The 16915-nt window shown below is 60.8% G+C and carries 20 protein-coding genes; 4 read left to right on the top strand and 16 right to left on the bottom strand.

The window, feature by feature from the left end; translation table 11 throughout:
- Window positions 1-6 precede the first annotated feature (6 nt).
- Window positions 7-678, top strand: coding sequence for a hypothetical protein (locus WKF55_11855; protein MEJ7760270.1), 672 nt, complete (start codon window positions 7-9; stop codon window positions 676-678).
- Between the two features lie 79 nt (window positions 679-757).
- Here WKF55_11855 and WKF55_11850 read toward each other — a convergent pair whose 3' ends face one another.
- Together WKF55_11850 and WKF55_11845 are read right to left on the bottom strand one after the other, a co-directional pair.
- Window positions 758-1141 carry a PIN domain-containing protein gene (locus WKF55_11850; protein ID MEJ7760269.1) on the bottom strand — a complete coding sequence of 128 codons (384 nt, stop codon included), beginning with the start codon at window positions 1139-1141 and terminating at the stop codon, window positions 758-760.
- Complete coding sequence (locus tag WKF55_11845) at window positions 1138-1410, bottom strand: type II toxin-antitoxin system prevent-host-death family antitoxin (protein MEJ7760268.1); 273 nt, start codon at window positions 1408-1410, stop codon at window positions 1138-1140. The genes WKF55_11850 and WKF55_11845 overlap by 4 nt, the downstream gene beginning before the upstream one ends.
- 152 nt (window positions 1411-1562) lie before the next feature.
- Between WKF55_11845 and WKF55_11840 the strand changes: the two genes are divergently transcribed.
- Window positions 1563-2561 (top strand): threonine dehydratase, encoded by a 999-nt coding sequence (locus WKF55_11840; GenBank protein MEJ7760267.1) that lies wholly within the window; start codon window positions 1563-1565, stop codon window positions 2559-2561.
- A gap of 997 nt (window positions 2562-3558) precedes the next feature.
- Here the strand turns inward: WKF55_11840 and WKF55_11835 are convergent.
- From WKF55_11835 to WKF55_11770, 14 genes are all read right to left on the bottom strand, one after another.
- The gene (locus WKF55_11835; GenBank protein ID MEJ7760266.1) at window positions 3559-5115 is read right to left on the bottom strand and encodes a hypothetical protein; all 1557 of its coding nucleotides are present in this window, start codon (window positions 5113-5115) and stop codon (window positions 3559-3561) included.
- Entirely contained in the window at window positions 5112-5855 is a 744-nt protein-coding gene (locus tag WKF55_11830; protein MEJ7760265.1) for an ABC transporter ATP-binding protein, read from the bottom strand. Before WKF55_11830 ends, WKF55_11835 begins: the two co-directional genes overlap by 4 nt.
- A 16-nt stretch (window positions 5856-5871) precedes the next feature.
- Complete coding sequence (locus WKF55_11825; GenBank protein MEJ7760264.1) at window positions 5872-7059, bottom strand: FtsX-like permease family protein; 1188 nt, start codon at window positions 7057-7059, stop codon at window positions 5872-5874.
- Window positions 7059-7868 (bottom strand): FtsX-like permease family protein, encoded by an 810-nt coding sequence (locus WKF55_11820; GenBank protein MEJ7760263.1) that lies wholly within the window; start codon window positions 7866-7868, stop codon window positions 7059-7061. Before WKF55_11820 ends, WKF55_11825 begins: the two co-directional genes overlap by 1 nt.
- A 112-nt stretch (window positions 7869-7980) precedes the next feature.
- Window positions 7981-8427, bottom strand: coding sequence for an RES domain-containing protein (locus tag WKF55_11815; GenBank protein MEJ7760262.1), 447 nt, complete (start codon window positions 8425-8427; stop codon window positions 7981-7983).
- Window positions 8427-8897: an antitoxin Xre/MbcA/ParS toxin-binding domain-containing protein gene (locus WKF55_11810; protein MEJ7760261.1), complete on the bottom strand. Its 471-nt coding sequence runs from the start codon at window positions 8895-8897 to the stop codon at window positions 8427-8429. The genes WKF55_11815 and WKF55_11810 overlap by 1 nt, the downstream gene beginning before the upstream one ends.
- Before the next feature lie 27 nt (window positions 8898-8924).
- Window positions 8925-9845, bottom strand: a complete 921-nt coding sequence (locus tag WKF55_11805) for a protein phosphatase 2C domain-containing protein (protein MEJ7760260.1) — start codon at window positions 9843-9845, stop codon at window positions 8925-8927.
- 8 nt (window positions 9846-9853) lie between these two features.
- Window positions 9854-10582: a metal-dependent transcriptional regulator gene (locus WKF55_11800; protein MEJ7760259.1), complete on the bottom strand. Its 729-nt coding sequence runs from the start codon at window positions 10580-10582 to the stop codon at window positions 9854-9856.
- Entirely contained in the window at window positions 10582-11031 is a 450-nt protein-coding gene (locus WKF55_11795; GenBank protein ID MEJ7760258.1) for a universal stress protein, read from the bottom strand. The genes WKF55_11800 and WKF55_11795 overlap by 1 nt, the downstream gene beginning before the upstream one ends.
- 2 nt (window positions 11032-11033) lie before the next feature.
- Window positions 11034-12401, bottom strand: a complete 1368-nt coding sequence (locus WKF55_11790; protein ID MEJ7760257.1) for an Nramp family divalent metal transporter — start codon at window positions 12399-12401, stop codon at window positions 11034-11036.
- A 55-nt stretch (window positions 12402-12456) separates the two neighbouring features.
- Entirely contained in the window at window positions 12457-13062 is a 606-nt protein-coding gene (locus WKF55_11785; protein MEJ7760256.1) for a CoA pyrophosphatase, read from the bottom strand.
- Window positions 13059-13904: an alpha/beta fold hydrolase gene (locus WKF55_11780; protein ID MEJ7760255.1), complete on the bottom strand. Its 846-nt coding sequence runs from the start codon at window positions 13902-13904 to the stop codon at window positions 13059-13061. Before WKF55_11780 ends, WKF55_11785 begins: the two co-directional genes overlap by 4 nt.
- Window positions 13901-14257 (bottom strand): rhodanese-like domain-containing protein, encoded by a 357-nt coding sequence (locus WKF55_11775; GenBank protein ID MEJ7760254.1) that lies wholly within the window; start codon window positions 14255-14257, stop codon window positions 13901-13903. The genes WKF55_11780 and WKF55_11775 overlap by 4 nt, the downstream gene beginning before the upstream one ends.
- Entirely contained in the window at window positions 14254-15186 is a 933-nt protein-coding gene (locus WKF55_11770; protein MEJ7760253.1) for an LD-carboxypeptidase, read from the bottom strand. The genes WKF55_11775 and WKF55_11770 overlap by 4 nt, the downstream gene beginning before the upstream one ends.
- A gap of 205 nt (window positions 15187-15391) precedes the next feature.
- Here WKF55_11770 and WKF55_11765 point away from each other — a divergent pair, with 205 nt between their 5' ends.
- On the top strand, window positions 15392-15652 hold the full coding sequence (locus WKF55_11765; protein ID MEJ7760252.1) for a hypothetical protein: 261 nt from the start codon (window positions 15392-15394) through the stop codon (window positions 15650-15652).
- Between the two features lie 80 nt (window positions 15653-15732).
- The gene (locus tag WKF55_11760) at window positions 15733-16890 is read left to right on the top strand and encodes a glycosyltransferase family 2 protein (protein ID MEJ7760251.1); all 1158 of its coding nucleotides are present in this window, start codon (window positions 15733-15735) and stop codon (window positions 16888-16890) included.
- The last annotated feature ends 25 nt before the right edge of the window (window positions 16891-16915 follow it).

The following is a 16915-nucleotide window of genomic DNA, read 5'->3' as shown; positions in this document are numbered from 1 at the left end:
GGAATTATGGAGCACGACGACAAGCTGAAGCCCGAGAAGGGCGGCGTACTGCATCACGATGATAATCCAAGCACTGGAGACGTGGTGGGCGAGGCGGTTGGAAGCATTTCAGGCGTTGCCGCAGGTGCTGCCATTGGGTCTGTTGGCGGGCCTATCGGAACGATCATTGGAGCTATCGCCGGTGCTGCTGGTGGATGGTGGACAGGTCGCGCTGTCTCCGAGGCTGCATCGCGATTTGGCGATAACGACGACAAACATTACCGCACAGCGTATGAAGGGCGGTCGGATCGCCTCGCTGACCGGAGCTACGACGACATTCGACCCGCATACCAGCTGGGCCATCTCGCCAGCGAGAATCCCGATTACAACGGCAAAAGCTTCGAGACTGTAGAAACGGATTTGCAAAAGGGCTGGAGCAACGATCTCCGCGCAAAGCACGGCGACTGGGCGACTGTTCGTCCGTATGCCGAGGAAGCGTACTCACGCAATACGTCGGTGACGTCGCGCGAGGCGAAGAATCGCATGAGCGAGAGCGGTGACGATCTCTCCGACCGCGCGGCCGACACGACCCGCGGAGCCGCGAACACAGTGATCGGTGCAGTCGATAATGTGAAGGATCGGGTGGACGGCAATCCGGCATCGAAGCCGGGCCTCGATCCGACAGATAGCCGGTTGTAGTCTCCTTCGGAGGGAGGACAAAAAGGGGGCCGTCTTTGGCGACGGCCCCCTTTGTTTTGCAGGCCGCTACCGTCCGCAGTCAGTTTTTGAATCCAAGCGCCCGGGCAACGCCGCGTTGCCGAAGATCGAGTGTAAGGAAACTGATATCGGCCGGTTCCGGCGCCAGGTAGAGCGCGGTGGCGAGATGCCAGCAGTCGGCGCCCCTGACGTAACCGGCGTTCAACACGCGGCCGATCTCGCCGTTTAAAGGCCGATCTGGCATGATCCAGCGAACTTTGGCGAGCAGTTCGGGAGGCGCCGGGACGCGCTCCCGCGCCATGGCGGACCTGAGTTCCGCGTCCAGCAGACTGGAAGAACATATCTGATCGAAGCTCGTCAGCTTCCTTTCGAGGGTTGTCGATCCCGGTTCACCGAACGCGATGGACACCATGCACGAGGCATCCACGTAGGCCAGCGTGCTCAATCGCGTTCATCCAGAAACCGCTTGAGTGCTCCGGGCCTTCGGGCAACCGGACGAACGCGGACAAATCTTCCAACAGCGGGAGAAATCGTGCCGCGATCCTCGAGCTCTTTGAGCCGGGCGTCGAGCCCTGGCGCCGGCGCCGCGATAGGCCGGATTTCCGCAACTGGCTCGCCGCGAAGAGTGACAGTCACACTATGCCCTTCTCTAACCCGCCGAACGATTGCCGACAGCTTCGCCTTCGCCTCATATAATGAGTAGGTATCGCGCATGGATGCAGAGTCTAACGAACTAGTCCGTCTAGTCAAGAGGCTCGCCGTCTGGAGTGTCACCGGGCGCGGGCGACAACACTCAGCAATTGGCATGTGCATTGCCGGTTCTGCCCTTCCAGGAGTCCCATGGAACACACAGTAGAAAGATGGCGATGAGCTTTCCGCTTCCATCGCTCGACGAGCTGGAGTCCGCAGCCGCGCTCGTTTACACGGTTATGCCACCGACACCTCAGCAGTCCTGGCCGGCGCTCTCGGCGCGAACAGGGGCGGAGGTGTGGGTGAAGCACGAGAACCAGACCCCGGTGGGGGCGTTCAAGGTACGCGGCGGCATCACGTACCTCGACCACCTCCGCCGGACGGAGCCCGGTGTAACCGGTGTAGTCACGGCAACGCGGGGAAATCACGGTCAGTCGATCGGGCTGGCCGCTAGGCGTCACGGGCTGGCAGCCGCTGTTGTGGTGCCACGGGGTAACGCCGTCGAAAAGAACAATGCGATGCGCAGGCTTGGCGTTGAGCTGATCGAGCGCGGACACGACTTTCAGGCGGCACTGGAGGCCGCGGCTGAGATCGCCGTAGAGCGGGCCTGGCATCTCGTACCGGCATTTCATCCACTCCTGCTCCTCGGCGTTGCCACCTACTCACTGGAGCTTTTTCGAGCCGTGCCTGACCTCGATACCGTTTACGTCCCGATCGGACTTGGATCGGGAATCTGCGGACTGATCGCGGCGCGCGAAGCGCTTGGTCTTCACACAAAGATCGTCGGCGTTGTGTCGGATGCCGCGCCTGCATACGCGATCTCGTTCGCCGCCGGTCATCCTGTTTCGCACGACGTCACAACGCAGATCGCCGACGGGATGGCATGTCGCACGCCTGTCCCCGAGGCCCTGGAAATCATCCGTCGGGGTGCGGAACGTGTCGTGCAGGTGAGCGATCCGGAAGTCGAGGCAGCGATGCGGATACTCTTCACCGACACGCACAACGTAGCGGAGGGAGCTGGCGCCGCCGCAATGGCCGCACTGATGAAGGAACGCGCCAGCATGCGCGGCAAGCGCGTCGGAGTTGTACTGTCAGGGGGCAACGTCGATCGTGAAGTACTCGACCGCGTTTTGAGCGAGGGTGACGGGGTGGACCATCGTCCTGCCTTCAGTTGACAGGCCACAACGGCGCGAAGATTCCTGGATTTGACGAGTGGCTCGGAACGCTTTGCGTCAACGGCGCGGGCAGGATCCCCTCGTTCCTCAACCCCAGCCGCAGCCCCCTTTTCCAGGTCCGTTTCCTTATTCGCGAATGGACCTTCCCCCTTAGCCTGCTTCCGTGTATCGGTGCCGATCGCATCCCGAAGAATCCGGCGTAGGACGGTGGAAGAACAACCCCGGTGAGTGACATGTTGAGCGTTTCCCGTTCAACCGTATTGCGTTCACCCACGTTTAGTCGCGGTGCAAGGGGGTGGGGGTCGCATGGATCACGTCAGGGCCGGCTGCCGAAAAGCCGGTCTCGTCGGAAAGTGTATTCCCGGCCATTGGACTTGATGACGAGCGTTGGGCCGGGGACACCGCCATTCAGTGATGGATCCTGCACCTGCACCGAAAAATCCCCGTTGCCCCTGTCGGACCGGAACTGCACACTGCTGCCGTCCAGATTCCAGCGACCAAGATCAGATAGCTGATTACGCAATTCCGCCTGTAGGATTCGATTTGGATCGCACCGAAGTCTCGCGTATACGTGAATCCCATACGACTCGCGGCGATTCGAAACCTTTGGTTCGAGGTTGAGTTCGCCGTCGAAAATCTCTCGCGGGCAAACACCAGACTCAATAGCCGTCGGCAATTGCTGCCCGTCGACAAGAACTAACTTATAGGCTCCGCTAACACTTGAAACATCCGGGCCAGTAGTGAGCGCTGAGCATGCCGTGATTAGGCCAACGAGCGAAAGCCCCAGGAACCGCAGGCGGGGGCAAGCATCTCGACCAGAGCGGGGAAGCATGCCCGTGACCGTCCACGAAATTGCCTCAGTCAAAGAATCCATAATTATCAAGGGAGGCATGATAAGACGCTGCACAATCCCCGTCATCATAATAGCGCCAGCGGGAATCGCGAAGCCCTAAATAACCGAGAGCCGCGCGCTGACGCCCGGGGCTGACCGGCTGAGCTAACGATAGGTTTCGAAAAATCCGGTTCCGGTTCCGCGAATGATCTCGCCACTGATACGCCCGCTGATGCTTGCGGTCCCTTTCATCTGGATGAAGTAGGGCCGCCCGGCGTCGGCGACGCGGTTCGGGTCGCCGCGCTCTTCGACGCGACTATCGGCAGTCCCGGCCAATCCATCGCCCTGATTCGCGAACGGACTCTCGCCCTCCGATTGCTTCCGCGTGTCGGTTCCGATTGCGTCGTCTATCACTAGCTCGACACGCAGTGTGTCGGCACCCCGTACATCCGCGAACACCGCGCGCGACGGAACAGCTACACGCCGTCCATCGACCTCTATCACCCGCCCGTCGGTATAGTCGATTCGCCGCGGCCGCATCACGGATCTGAATCCAAGCGAGTCCACGAGATAAACGAATAACGGGGTCTCCCTTCCACGTTGGTCCGGCCCCAGCACTCTGCCATAAAGAAGTGTGTAGCCGCCTGCTCTCGAAGCGCCCCAGTCCCACGTAACTCCCCGCCACACACCCCAGTTGTGATCGTGATATGACTGCGCCCCCGCATAGGTCTCACATGCTCCGCCGACGCAGATCCTGCCATCGGCATTCGCGCGCAACGCCGGTACCGCATACCCGGATACGAGCTCTCTCGACCCAAGCGATGCGCCCGGGAAATACGCACGCGGCGTGGGTGTGACAACGAGATTCACACGCACGACATCGCCCCCTCCTTCTTCCCGCGCTTCTGCGGCAACGACGTAGTTGCCGTCGGGGCGGACAGTGACGGTCGAGCCGCCGAGCGCGAGATTGGCATCGGTCGTAGAGAAACGGACGCGCTCACGCGGAATGTATGAGACAAATTTCCGCGACCGCCCACCCTGCTCCCGCAACGTGATCGTCACGCTCGCGCCCCATTTCTCACGGCCTACATCGCCCGCGACGATGAAAGAAATGAAAGCCCATCGCCTGCTATCCGGTGATATCACATTGAAGTAGTGCCACTCAGCCCAGCTTTCGCGGTTGGCAACATTGTCAGGCGGTAGATGAAAATGATCGATCTCGTCGCGCAGCTCGCGCGGGGTCGGGGAGATCCATTTCCGGTCACCTTCATCATTCTTCCAGCTGCCGCTGACGAGTTGGAGGGGCACACCCACCGCTGTTGCCGCACTCGGCACCCCGCCGCTGGCCCGCACGGCGTACTCCGCGCCGCTCATCGAGCGCAGATACGTCAGGCGGCCGTCGATCTGGGGCGCCACAGCGCTTATCACGTTCGACAACCGCGGCGACGCGAGAAGTTGATCGTAGACGAACCGCCCGTGGTCGATGGAGAAATAGAGACCGCCCACACCACCGGTCTTCATTACCTCGACGTCGAGGCCCTGAGGCAGCACCGTAATTGACCCGCCACCCACCAGCCGCTCGTCGCGCGCCTGACTCAGCAGCGCTTCGCCAATCGAAAGGAGCACGACCATCACTCCAACTCCAACGCCGTACCCGAAAAACAGCAGCAGCGCGCGCCATGGGCGGGACACGATGTTCCTCAGCGCGAGAAGCGGGATCACGCAATGACTCCGTCGCGCATGTGGATGCGGCGCCGGGCTGCGCGTGCAAGCTCCTCGTCATGGGTGACTACGATAAGCGTGGTGCCATCCCCATTGAGCCGTTCGAAGAGGCCGATGATATCGGCCCCGGTTCTCGCGTCGAGCTCTCCGGTTGGCTCATCGGCAAGGAGTATCGCGGGACGGTTGGACAACGAACGGGCGATAGCCACACGCTGCTGCTCTCCGCCCGACAGCTCCGACGGACGATGCCGTTCACGGTGTTCCAGGCCCACATACGCGAGCAGCTCCCTCGCCCTCGCTACACGTTCTGCCGACTTCACGCCCGCCTCGGCCATCGGCAATTCCACATTCTCGCGCGCCGACAGAGTCTGCATGAGGTAGAACCTCTGAAACACGAAACCGATGTTACGCAGCCTGAACAAAGTCGCCTCGCGGTCGCGCATTGCTCCGACATTTTCGCCGCGAATGGTGACCGAGCCGCTCGTTGGGCGATCGATAGCGCCGAGCAGATTGAGCAACGTCGACTTGCCGCACCCCGAGGGTCCGACGATCGCCACGTAATCGCCATCGGCAATGTCGAACGTCACTCCACGGAGCGCATGCACGCGTTCCTTGCCAAACCTGTACTCGCGAGCGAGATCGCGCGCTTCGACGACGTTGCCTGCCGCGCTCGCTGCAGCATCACGCACGGCTCGATCGGCACCGATAGTTGTCACTCGTCGGCCTGCGGGCAGAGACATATCGGGCGCCGGTATATCACGCGATCGCCTCTTCTCTGAGAGTCGTCGCGATGGGAAGCGACGCGGCCCGGAATGACGGATACACACCCGCCGCCACTCCCGATAACGTCAGCAATCCCATCGCCGTCCACGCGGATCGCGGCTGGAAAAGAAAGAAATCGATGGCCATCGGAAGCCCGGGAAAGCTCGAGAGAATGCTGTTGAGATACCGGGCGGTCCCGAGGCCCAGCGCCAGCCCGCCAACTGCGCCAGCCAGGCTGATTACCATGCCCTCCATCACAATCTGTTGCACGATATGTGCTTTCGAGACGCCGATCGCGCGCATTACCGTGATCTCGCCGATGCGTTCGTTGACGGACACAGTCACGAGCGTCGTTACGAGCAGAAATCCGACAAACAGGCTGACGGTGCCGAGGATGAATGCCAGTTGGCGAAAATAACTGAGCCGCTCGTCCACCTGCGCAATCGCGGTGGCTGTTGAGATCGCACTCACCGACGGCACCCCGCGTTCGATCCACCGGCGGATGCGCTCGACGTCGGCACCATCCCTAACCTTGAGCATGAACAACGACGCATCATCCGTACGCACCGCTCCACCCATTTCCTGAAGTGTCGAGAGTCGAATCGCGGTCGCGGGCTGATTGATGGCGCCGTAGATGAAGCGCAGGCGACCCGTCACCACCAGTCTCTTCGACGCAGCAAAGGTCCTGAGCTGAGGGTCATAACCCGTTGCAACTTCAAGCGTATCTCCAATTTGTGCCCCTGTCGCCCTGATGAAGTCGTCATTCACCGCTATCGCATTGGACGCAATCGGATCACGGCCCGACAGAAGTTCGTAATCTCCCTGCACCTCGGCCATAACTCCGAGCGCAGCGCTTGTCACCGTACGATTCCCAACCGGTACGTGGATGGTTGCGCCCAGCACCGGACTTACCGCCACGATGTCGGGATTTGCGCGAAGAACGGCGACGATGCGGCTCGTCCCTTCGATGGTGGCATCCGTGTCGAATGGGAGTGTCCCTTTGGGAGCAAGCCGGATTTGATATCCGCGCGATAGCAGCAGCTCACGAAATGATTCGCGCATACCCGTCGACATCATCACCATGTCGAGCAGCATCGCCGCGGCAACCGCCACTCCCAGTATGGCAAGCAAGGTGCGAACGCCATGCCCTCTCAGCCCCGCCCAGGCCAGAGCCAGCCGCATCAGCGTCCGAAAAGCGCCAGCGGCGGCGTACGCACGAGACGCAGCGAAGCAAGCAGCCCGGCGCCTATGCCCAGTATCAGCGACAAGCCCACCGCAAGAGTGATAATCGACGGCGTGATCATCGAAAAATAAAGCGGCGTGCGATAAAGACTCTGGTAATACCAGTTGATGAACAGCGATGCCCCGAAGCCGACCGCCACTCCCAGCGCGCTTCCGACCACCGCCAGGACCGCCGCCTCGATGACGACGCTCTGCACGACGGTTCTCCTTGAAATCCCCATGAGACGCAAAGCCGCTACGTCACGTCGCCGCTCCTCGACTTTGAGCAGCATGATGCAGAGCAGAAAGATCGCGCTGGCGACAATGGTGATCACCCCGATTGCCCGATGGAACCGGCTGATGACCTGAAACGTTTTCGAGGTTTCTACCGCGATGTCGCGCGACCGATGCGCCTGGAATCCAAAAGCGGCGAGGTTGATTGCGGCAAGCGCTTCTTCGGTTGCCGATGGGCCCCGAGTGGCCACGGCGAATTTGTCGACACGGTCTCCGTACTCCGCAATTTTCTGCAGATGATCCAGATGCATGTGAATCCTGTACTCGCTGCGCGCGATCTCGGCGGGATCTGCACCTCGCTTGACGATCGCGGAGACGATTACAGTGTCAACATTTGCGGCGCCCGACTGAGCCGATACGGTGAGCCGATCTCCAATCGCAATTCGGGCGTCGGCGGCCAGCCGCTCGTCGATGGCGATGGTTCGAGGGGCGGGTTGCTGGAACGCAAGCAATACCGCAAAAGCGTGGACGAGCATGGGTGAAAGCTAGTCGGGCGAAACGGCGAAAAAGCCCTGGTTGTTTCCCCACGCATTATGGGTTATCTGCCGTAGAGCCGGGCCCGTCGAAATCTGTACTTCAGCCTGCTCGCTAGCCGAACACTCGCGGATCCCACGGAACTTCGACCGTGGTCTCCCACACGATCCTCCCGGCCAGCTTATGGGTGGTATTCACAACGATGTTACGCTCGAATGGCCGCCCGGGTACCGACGGCACAAGAAGGCAGGCACTTCTATGCTCCGAGAACCACTTTGAGCCTGCGGCTCGAGCGAACCCTTGATCGTCCAGATCATCCCAGCCGGGCCACTTCGCCACATCGAGTTCCTCGACGCTGACGCCACCCCTGATTGTCGCCCAGGCCGCATGGCACGGCACCGGCACTCCAGCACTGTGAACAAGCATTTCCAGAAGGGCAGTCGAAAAATGTTCGGATAGGTACACGACAGCCTGGCCCGCCGCATTCCAACGATTCTCACGACCACTCGAGCGCCGAGGGTCATACGTGCGAGCCGTGACACGAACAGCTCGCAGCACCATCAGCCGGGCGCTCCTTCCTCGATTCGTGACATGAGCTCACGAACGGCCTGCGCCCCACCTTCCGTCGCCGCGACCTCGATTGGCTTTCTATCCCTCAGTTGCGGATGTGGGCGGGTGAGGAACCGCTCGGCGGCATCGGACTCGCCCCAGATGCGCCTTGCTTCCCGCACAACCTCGCCGACGTCGGCGATCCGGTCCAGCTCCGCTGCGGAGAGCGGACTTTTCTCGCTCACCCTTCGCTTCCAGGATCGATCCGCGACAAGATAGGAACGCAATGCCGACCGTGCAGCCACTTCGGTCACGGCGTGCTCGAGAAACTCGGTGACCGTTTGTGCCCTGAATGCTTTTTTCTCGAGCCCTGTCTGCATCAACTGATGAAGCGATTGCCAGTCGTCGCCACCGAAAAGACCGGTTATGAACCGGTGACTGAGCTGATCCGCGCGGTGGCTATGCGGTCGAATGGCGGCCATGGGCCCCTCGGCAAGTGGTACATCAATTTAGGCCAAATGGCCATCTCTCGCAACCAGTTCGCCCGCTCCCGGAATCTTCCGGCCAACAATTATCGTGATGTTGTCGCTCCCACCGGCATCGAGCGCGTCCTGCAGCAGCGTCTCGCAAGCCTGTTGAGCCGAAGTCATCGACACCAGCCGGTCGCGGATACGATCGTCGGACACATGGCGCGTGAGTCCGTCGCTGCAGAGCAGCCCCACCGACCCTTCCGCTTGTTCCAGCCGGCGCACCACAGGCGCTGCCTGCGGCCCGCCAATCGCACTCGACAGTATGTTTGCGAGCCTGCTGCCAGCGGCGTCTTCGCGAGAGAGAACTCCCTGCGTTATCATCTCCTCCGCCATCGTCTGGTCGCGTGAAATCTGGACCAGCTTACCACCCCGCAACGAATAGCAGCGGCTATCGCCAACCTGCACGAGAAATGCCCGCGGCCCCAGACCGATCCACAGCGTAAGTGTGGTCGCCATTCCACGCAGCGCCGAATTTTCCGCAGCGGTAGCTGCCAGCTCATTATGAACTTTCAGTGCCGCCTCCTCGAGCTCCTGCATGAAGCCGGCATCGTTGGCGCTGTCATTGTTGTAAAAACAGCTGAGGGCCTGTGACACGTAACGCGTCACTCCTTCCAGCGCGAGCCGGCTTGCCTCCTCACCGGCAGCAGCGCCGCCAACCCCATCGGCAACCATGGCGATAAACGCAAGCCGCTCAGTTCCGCCGAGCTGCGAGATATCGGGAAGGCTGGTGTGACTCACCTCCATGCGCTTCTGGAGAGTGCAGACAAGGAAATGGTCCTCATTGTGCGACCGTACGAGCCCGCGGTGGGTCAGCCCGTACACATCGAGCTCGCCCTTCTCCGGGCGTTTATGGGCAGCCGGCGCAGCCTCGCCAGCTTCAGTCACAGAGGGATACGCCATTTGAGCTCCTAGTGCGAAGGCCCTTCGTTTGCTATTGGCTCGACCATGACCCGGGCAGCAAGCGGGGGGCCGATCGACAGCAGATTGCCCGCGGTCCGTAAAGAGACGGGCCCATCGTACGGAGCTTTCGCCACCACCACAAGCTCTGCACCGGGAACAATGCCAAGCTCGGCCAGATATCTCAGCATCTCCGGATCGGCATCGCTTACGCGCACCACCCGCGCCCCCGACCCGGCATCGATATCCCCGAGTTGCATGTACTCGGTTTCGTCCATCATGCCGTCGCGCGAAGGTATCGGCGCACCATGCGGATCCACCAGCGGCTCGCCCATCACCTCAGCCATCCGGTCAACGAGCTCGTCAGACGCGGCGTGTTCGAGGCGCTCGGCTTCGTCATGCACCCGGTCCCAGGGATAATCAAGCGCACCCGACAGATAGGCTTCGATTACCCTGTGCCGGCGGAGCGTGCGCAAGGCAGCTCTTCGCCCGGACTCGGTGAGCGTCACTCCGCGATAACGTTCGTAGGATAGCAGGCCCTGCTCCGCCAGACGCTGCACCATTCCGCTTACCGATGCGGGCGCCAGCAGAAGCCTGTTCGCGATGTCGTTGGTCGCAACCGGCACACTTCCCCGGCCAAGGGAATAGATGGCCTTGAGATAGTCCTCAACCGGCGCCGTCAGCGATTCACTTTGCGCATCCGGCACACCCGGCCGCAACGGGCCACGCCGCGCAGCCATCACGCTCCCGCCGCGCCCCGGCCTCGGGCGTTGCCACGAACGAGCAACACCGGAATCGTCGAACCGTGCCGCACTCCATGCGCCACGCTGCCGTGAATCAAGTCGCCAATGAATTTGTGGCCATGCGTGGACATCGCAATCAGGTCGCACTCCTCACGAACAGCCGCCGCCGAAATCTCAGAAGCAGGATCGCCGGATGCGAGTACTGCTTCGGAATCGAATCCTTCTGCCTCGAGAGTCGCCGAGAGGCGCTCGATGTACGCGCGGTCGTTCTGCATTTCTTCGCTCTCTCTCAACTTCAGATGAGAAATATTACGCGCGGCCCAGCCGTCGGCGACGTGAATGAGAATAACCGAGGAATTGCAGATCCTGGCGAGCAACTTCACGTGATCGACGATCGCGTCATCGAACGGAGAGTTCTCGACCGGGACCAGTATTCTCTTGTACATGCTCACGCTCCCGTGAAGAACTGAACGAGCAGCCAAATGTTGAGCGAAGCGATCACTGTCGCAACCAGATAAGCGAGGGACTTGAGCCATACAGGGTTGGCGAACTCGGCCATCTTTGTCTTGTCGGAGGTAAACCTCACCAGCGGGAAGACAGCAAATGAAAGCTGCATGCTGAGGATCACCTGGCTGAAGACAAGCAATTGTGCGGTGCCGCTTTCACCGTACAGGATGGCCACAATCGCAGCCGGTACGATCGCAATGCTGCGAGTGATGAGGCGGCGCAGCCACGGCCTGAGGCGGATGTTGAGAAAGCCTTCCATCACGATCTGGCCGGCGAGCGTCCCGGTAATTGTCGATGCCTGGCCTGACGCCAGCAACGCGAGCGCGAACACCGTGCTGGCTCCGGCACCAAGCAGCGGCGTCAACAGCTTGTACGCGTCCTGAATCTCCGCGACTTCGGTGTTGCCGCTCGTATGGAATGTCGCGGCCGCAACGATCAGAATGGCGGCGTTGATGAACAACGCGAACGAGAGCGCAATCGTCGAGTCGATGAACGCGAACTTCACCGCGGTTTTCTTCCCTTCGCTGGTCTGCTCGTATTGTCTTGTCTGAACTATCGACGAATGCAGGTAGAGGTTGTGCGGCATTACCGTTGCACCAAGTATCCCGATAGCCACGTAGAGCATGGCCGGGTTGGTGACCACCTGCGAGGTCGGGATGAATCCCTTCATTACCTCCGCTATCGGCGGGCTGGAAATTATCATTTCGAACAGGAAGCACGCACCGATGGTTCCGACGAGCGCGATCACGAGCGCTTCGAGCAACCTGAATCCTTTGTTCTGCAGGTAGAGGACAATCAGAACGTCGAGCGCCGTAATCCCGATTCCCAGCGGCAGCGGTATCCCGAAAAGCAGGTTGAGCGCAATCGCCGAACCGATCACCTCCGCGAGATCGCAGGCCGCAATCGCCAGCTCGCAGATGACCCAGAGAAACCAGACGACCGGCTTCGAGTAATTATCGCGACACGCCTGCGCGAGATCGCGCCCGGTGACAATTCCAAGCTTGGCCGAAAGACCCTGAAGCAGTATCGCCATCAGATTCGAGATCAGGATCACTGTCAGGAGGCGGTATCCGAACTGCGAACCGCCGGCCAGATCCGTGGCCCAGTTGCCGGGGTCCATGTAACCAACCGCGACGAGATATCCAGGGCCCGCAAACGCCAGGATCTTGCGCCACCATCCTGCCCCCGTCACCGGAACGGTGCGGTACACCTCGGCCAGCGAGGGCGACACGCGGGCGCGCCGCCAGCCTGGATCCGGCTGAGGTGAAACCGCTGGGTCAGGAGGCCGGTCAGTAAGTTGGGTTGCCACGCGCAGTCTGCTGAAGGGGGATTAAGCCATCCCTGAATTTTTTCGCCACTGCAAGCTAAACCCGGGCCATTCCCGCTATCAGCCCGGAAAGAATTCGCTCAGTCATTCCCCACACGACGCACCCCTCGTGATGAAACGCCAGACGGCTAAACTCGTGTCCGCCTGCCGCAACGGTCGTCTCTCGCCACACTGCACGATCCGACAACTTCGGAAAAGGCACCCAGAAGCTCTTCGCGACTTCCCGGTTGTGCCGCACTTCCGTAATATCTGCAACCAGGACAACGAATGGCCGGACGATGACGGCCGGCAGCCGGACCGTCAGCGGGTGAAGGTCGTCGAGCGTACCCAGCAGTTCGCCGTTGGCGCGGAGATCTATCCCGGTCTCTTCGAAAGTCTCGCGTGCTGCAGTGTCGTAAAGCGATTCGTCGCCGGGTTCTTCCCGCCCACCGGGGAACGCTATCTGCCCGCTCCACGGATCGCCTTCGTACTCTGCCCGCTGAATGAGAAGAATTTCGGGTGTGGCAACAGCCCCCAGACGAATGAGAAGCGCAACGCATGCCCGTTTCGCCCCTGGGTGCGTAATGGCGGGGGCATGTCTCACCTTCAGCGATATCGCCAGACGCCTGATCTGCGCATGGGAGCTGAGTGCGAGAGGTATCACATAGTCGACGCCGCGAGGTGCCGGCAAAAGAATTCAACTGTATCGCGAGTCACTGCGTCGAGCGCCTGCGGCGGCTCAGTGAGAGGATGGCTGGCATCGAACGCGTGGTTTGCGCCCTCGATAAGCCGGAACTCACTCACTTCGCTCGATGAGCGATGAAGCCGCTCGCCCTCGGAGTGCGGCACTGTCTCGTCACTGTCGCCATGAATCACGAGCCAGGGCGAGCGGACCCCGGAAGCCGCCGCGTCAATATTCAAAGTAGTCTCGCCGAGTGCTTCGACCTCGTGGAGGATCGCTGTGCTGAGCGGTATGATTTCGCCTGTGCGGGCATTGTGCACATCGATATATCCAAGCGCTTTCCACAGCGCCACTACGTCTGCTGGCCAGCGGTTGGGATCAGAAATGGCCGCCCACGTCACCAGCGCTCTGACGTCCGGATTGCGGGACGCGTGCAGGACGGCGACGCCACCGCCGCGCGAGTGTCCGAACAGACCGTATCCCTCCCCGATCCAGTCCTTCACTCTTGCTTCAGCGATCACCGCGTCCAGATCGTCGAGTTCTTGGGTGAAGGTATTATTCGTGAACGCGTGGGGATTGGTGAAGTTCTCGCGATCTTCACCAATTCCGCTGCCGGAAAAGTCGAAGGTGATGGCTCCCAGCCCGGCGGTCGCAATCCGGTCGGCGAGATAGGGGAAGAACGCCCAACGCGCAAACCCCTTGAATCCGTGGCAGATGACCACGGTTGCCTTGGCATCAGATGGGATTCGAGCATCACCGCGAATTATGAGGGGAGAGTCTTCATCCCGGTCGCGCCATAGCTCGAACTCATCGACTTCAATCACGATTCGACCTGGCCACCCGAATCAGCCCACCCGCGAAAACCCGCGGACATCGAGCAGACATCGTCATATCCCATCTGTTGCATGGTGTCTGCGGCCAGCGCAGATCGATTTCCGCTCGCGCAGTAGATCACCACTCGCTTGTCACGGGATATCAGCTCTTCGACCTTGCTCTCCAGCATTCCTCGCGGAATATGAATCGCGCCAGGCACATGCCCGAGATTCCACTCATTTGGTTCACGCACATCCAGATACACCGTATCGTCCGTCCGGCCACTGATGGCGTCGGCCGGAGCCATCTGCTTGACGCGTGCTTTTGCCTGGTCGATCAGCTCAGCGCCTGTATTGTGGGTCATTGAATGCTCCTGTGGTTTGGCGCGACCACTCGCAGCGATTTTTTGCCGGTGTCGAGCTCGGCGATAGCGCCGAGTGGTAACGTCCATTGATTGGGAATATGGCCGAAAGGTGCACCCGCAAGGCAGGGTATGCGAGCTTCCTCGGCTGCCTCTCCCAGGAGGTCATCGACAGTGCGGTTCCCTGGTTCGAGATCCTTCACCGGCATTCGGAAATCGCCTGCTACCATCCCGGCGCACCGTGGCAACGCTCCGGCAAGCAGAAGCTGCCTGAGCATCCGATCGACCCTGTAGACTGCTTCGCCGATATCCTCGAGGACGAGTATCGCATCGTCGAAGTCGGCCGCAAAAGGCGTTCCGAGAAGTGCAGTTACGAGCGCGAGATTTCCGCCGATCAGCCGGCCACGTGCGCGGCCCGCTGTCAGCTCGCGTCCGTTTGCGGCAACGCCACACGGATCGCGTTGCTCGACGAGCGCGAGGCGCAGCGACTCACGCGAGAAATCGCCAAGAACTCCGCGTGCGGTGGGACCGTGAAAAGTCACTGAACCGCATTGGGAGTGAATCGCTGAGTGCAGGGCGGTGATGTCGGAAAAGCCGATGAGGGGGCGTGGATTGGCTGCGAACGCCGCGTAGTCGACTTCGTGGAGCAATCGCATCGAGCCGTATCCCCCCCGCACGCACCAGATGGCATCGATGTCGGTAGATCTAAAGGCAGTGTTCAGATCGCTCAACCGTTCCGGGTCCCGGCCGGCGAGGTAGCCGAACGCCGACGTAGCGTGTGCGCCGGTTACTGGAGTCCAGCCGAATGATCGCACGTTCTCCTCGGCGCGGAGGATATGCATGCGGTCCAATACGATTCCTGCGGGTGCGACGAGCGCAACGCGTGATCCGGGGCCGAGGGGTTGGATGGAACCGAAAAGTTTGTCGTTCATTGGGGTCGGCAAACGTAGGAACGCGGGTGAGGCGAGTCAACGAACGTGGCGCGATGGCATATGCATTGCCATTTCAAGCGGGCATACGTGAAACAATGGAGCAATAGTGGCAGACGAAAAACAGAGGGGGCCTGTCCGCGGATCGGGCCCCAGGGACCAGCACACTGCTGGTTCATCATCGACCTCCGGCAGCCGCGAGGAAAGCATGGGAGCGATCGAGTCGGAAGGGTCTGAATCAGAAGGAACTATCAGGCCACCTGACCCTGCCGATCAGGGCGACGGAACGAGCGATGACCGGGCCGGGAAGTCACCAGCCGGTCAGCGCACTGAGGCCGAAGGTAGCGAAAAGCCTGGCCCTGACGCAGCGCGCCAGAATCCTGCGAGTAGTGGTACGACATCATTGGGCGGCGAGCCTGCTGACGCCGAGTCGATGAAAAGCTCGGGAGGGGTGGAGGGAACGGGCTGACTGTCAGCGATTCGGGTATCGATGTCCGGGGGAGACTTTCGAGAGAGGCGGCGGCAGGATACGCTTAGTTTTCTCCCGTGATGGAAACTCTGATCGGCGCCGCAGCGGCCTTGCCCTGGGTGATCGCGCACATCGCCACCGCTCTCCGTGTGCGACACTCGGTATCGCTCGCTTCCGAGAGTGTCGAGCCGCCCTCGCCCGCGCCATTGGTGACGATCGTGATACCGGCGCGGAACGAGGCGGGCAATATCGAACGCTGCCTGAATTCGGTTCTCACCACGACGTACCCTGAATGTGAAGTTGTTGTCATCGACGACCAGTCCGCCGACGGCACCGGTGAACTCGCGCGCGCCATCGCCTTGCGGGATTCCCGCGTCCGCGTGATCGACAATTCGCATCCTCCTGAGGGATGGTTCGGAAAACAATGGGCATGCAACACCGGCGCGAGTGCTGCAAACGGAACCATCCTGTGCTTCGCCGACGCTGACACACAGCATGCGCCCGACCTGCTGACCCGGTCGGTCAACGCAATCATGCGGCGAAACGCCGACCTCTTTTCGGTGATGGGACGACAGGAGCTGGGAAGTTTCTGGGAGCGAATCGTCCAGCCCCACATTTTCGGAATAATGGCGGTGCGATACGGCGGCACGGAGAGCGTCACGAAATCACGGCAAACCAGTGACAAGATCGCCAACGGGCAGTGTCTGTTCGTTCAGCGCCGGGCATACGACGAGCTTGGCGGCCATTCGCTGGTCAAGTCCCATGTCGCTGACGATATGATGATGGCGCAACGCTTCTTCGCACGCGGCAAGCATGTAGTGCTGGAGGAAGGAATCGAGCAGCTCTCGACGCGGATGTACACGTCATTTGGCGAACTCGTCCACGGCTGGGGGAAGAATGTTTACGCAGGCGGTCGCGATTCCGTTCCGATGGGACGAGTGGGACGATTCTTCTTCCCCCTGCTTCTCCTTCTTGCGCCTCTGTGGAGCGTTCTGCCACTGGTCGTTCTGTTGATATCGCTCGTGCAGCCGGTTGCGACCGTCATTTACGTCTGGGCGGTCGTCGTCAGCACGGTATCTCTCGTCTGGTGGCTTGACATCTACCGGCGCATCGGCGAGCCGCTCTGGTACGCCTTTCTTTATCCCCTTGGAGGCGCAGTCATCTTCTACATATTCCTGCGAGCTGTAATGCGAGGGCAGAACGTACAGTGGAAGGGGCGGGATTACGTGTCGACCTGAAAGGTACTTATCGAGCCAGTTTGAT

The sequence above is a fragment of the Gemmatimonadaceae bacterium genome, from assembly GCA_037721215.1.
GTDB lineage: Bacteria > Gemmatimonadota > Gemmatimonadetes > Gemmatimonadales > Gemmatimonadaceae > UBA4720.
This window is presented reverse-complemented; position numbering and strand designations above follow the sequence as displayed.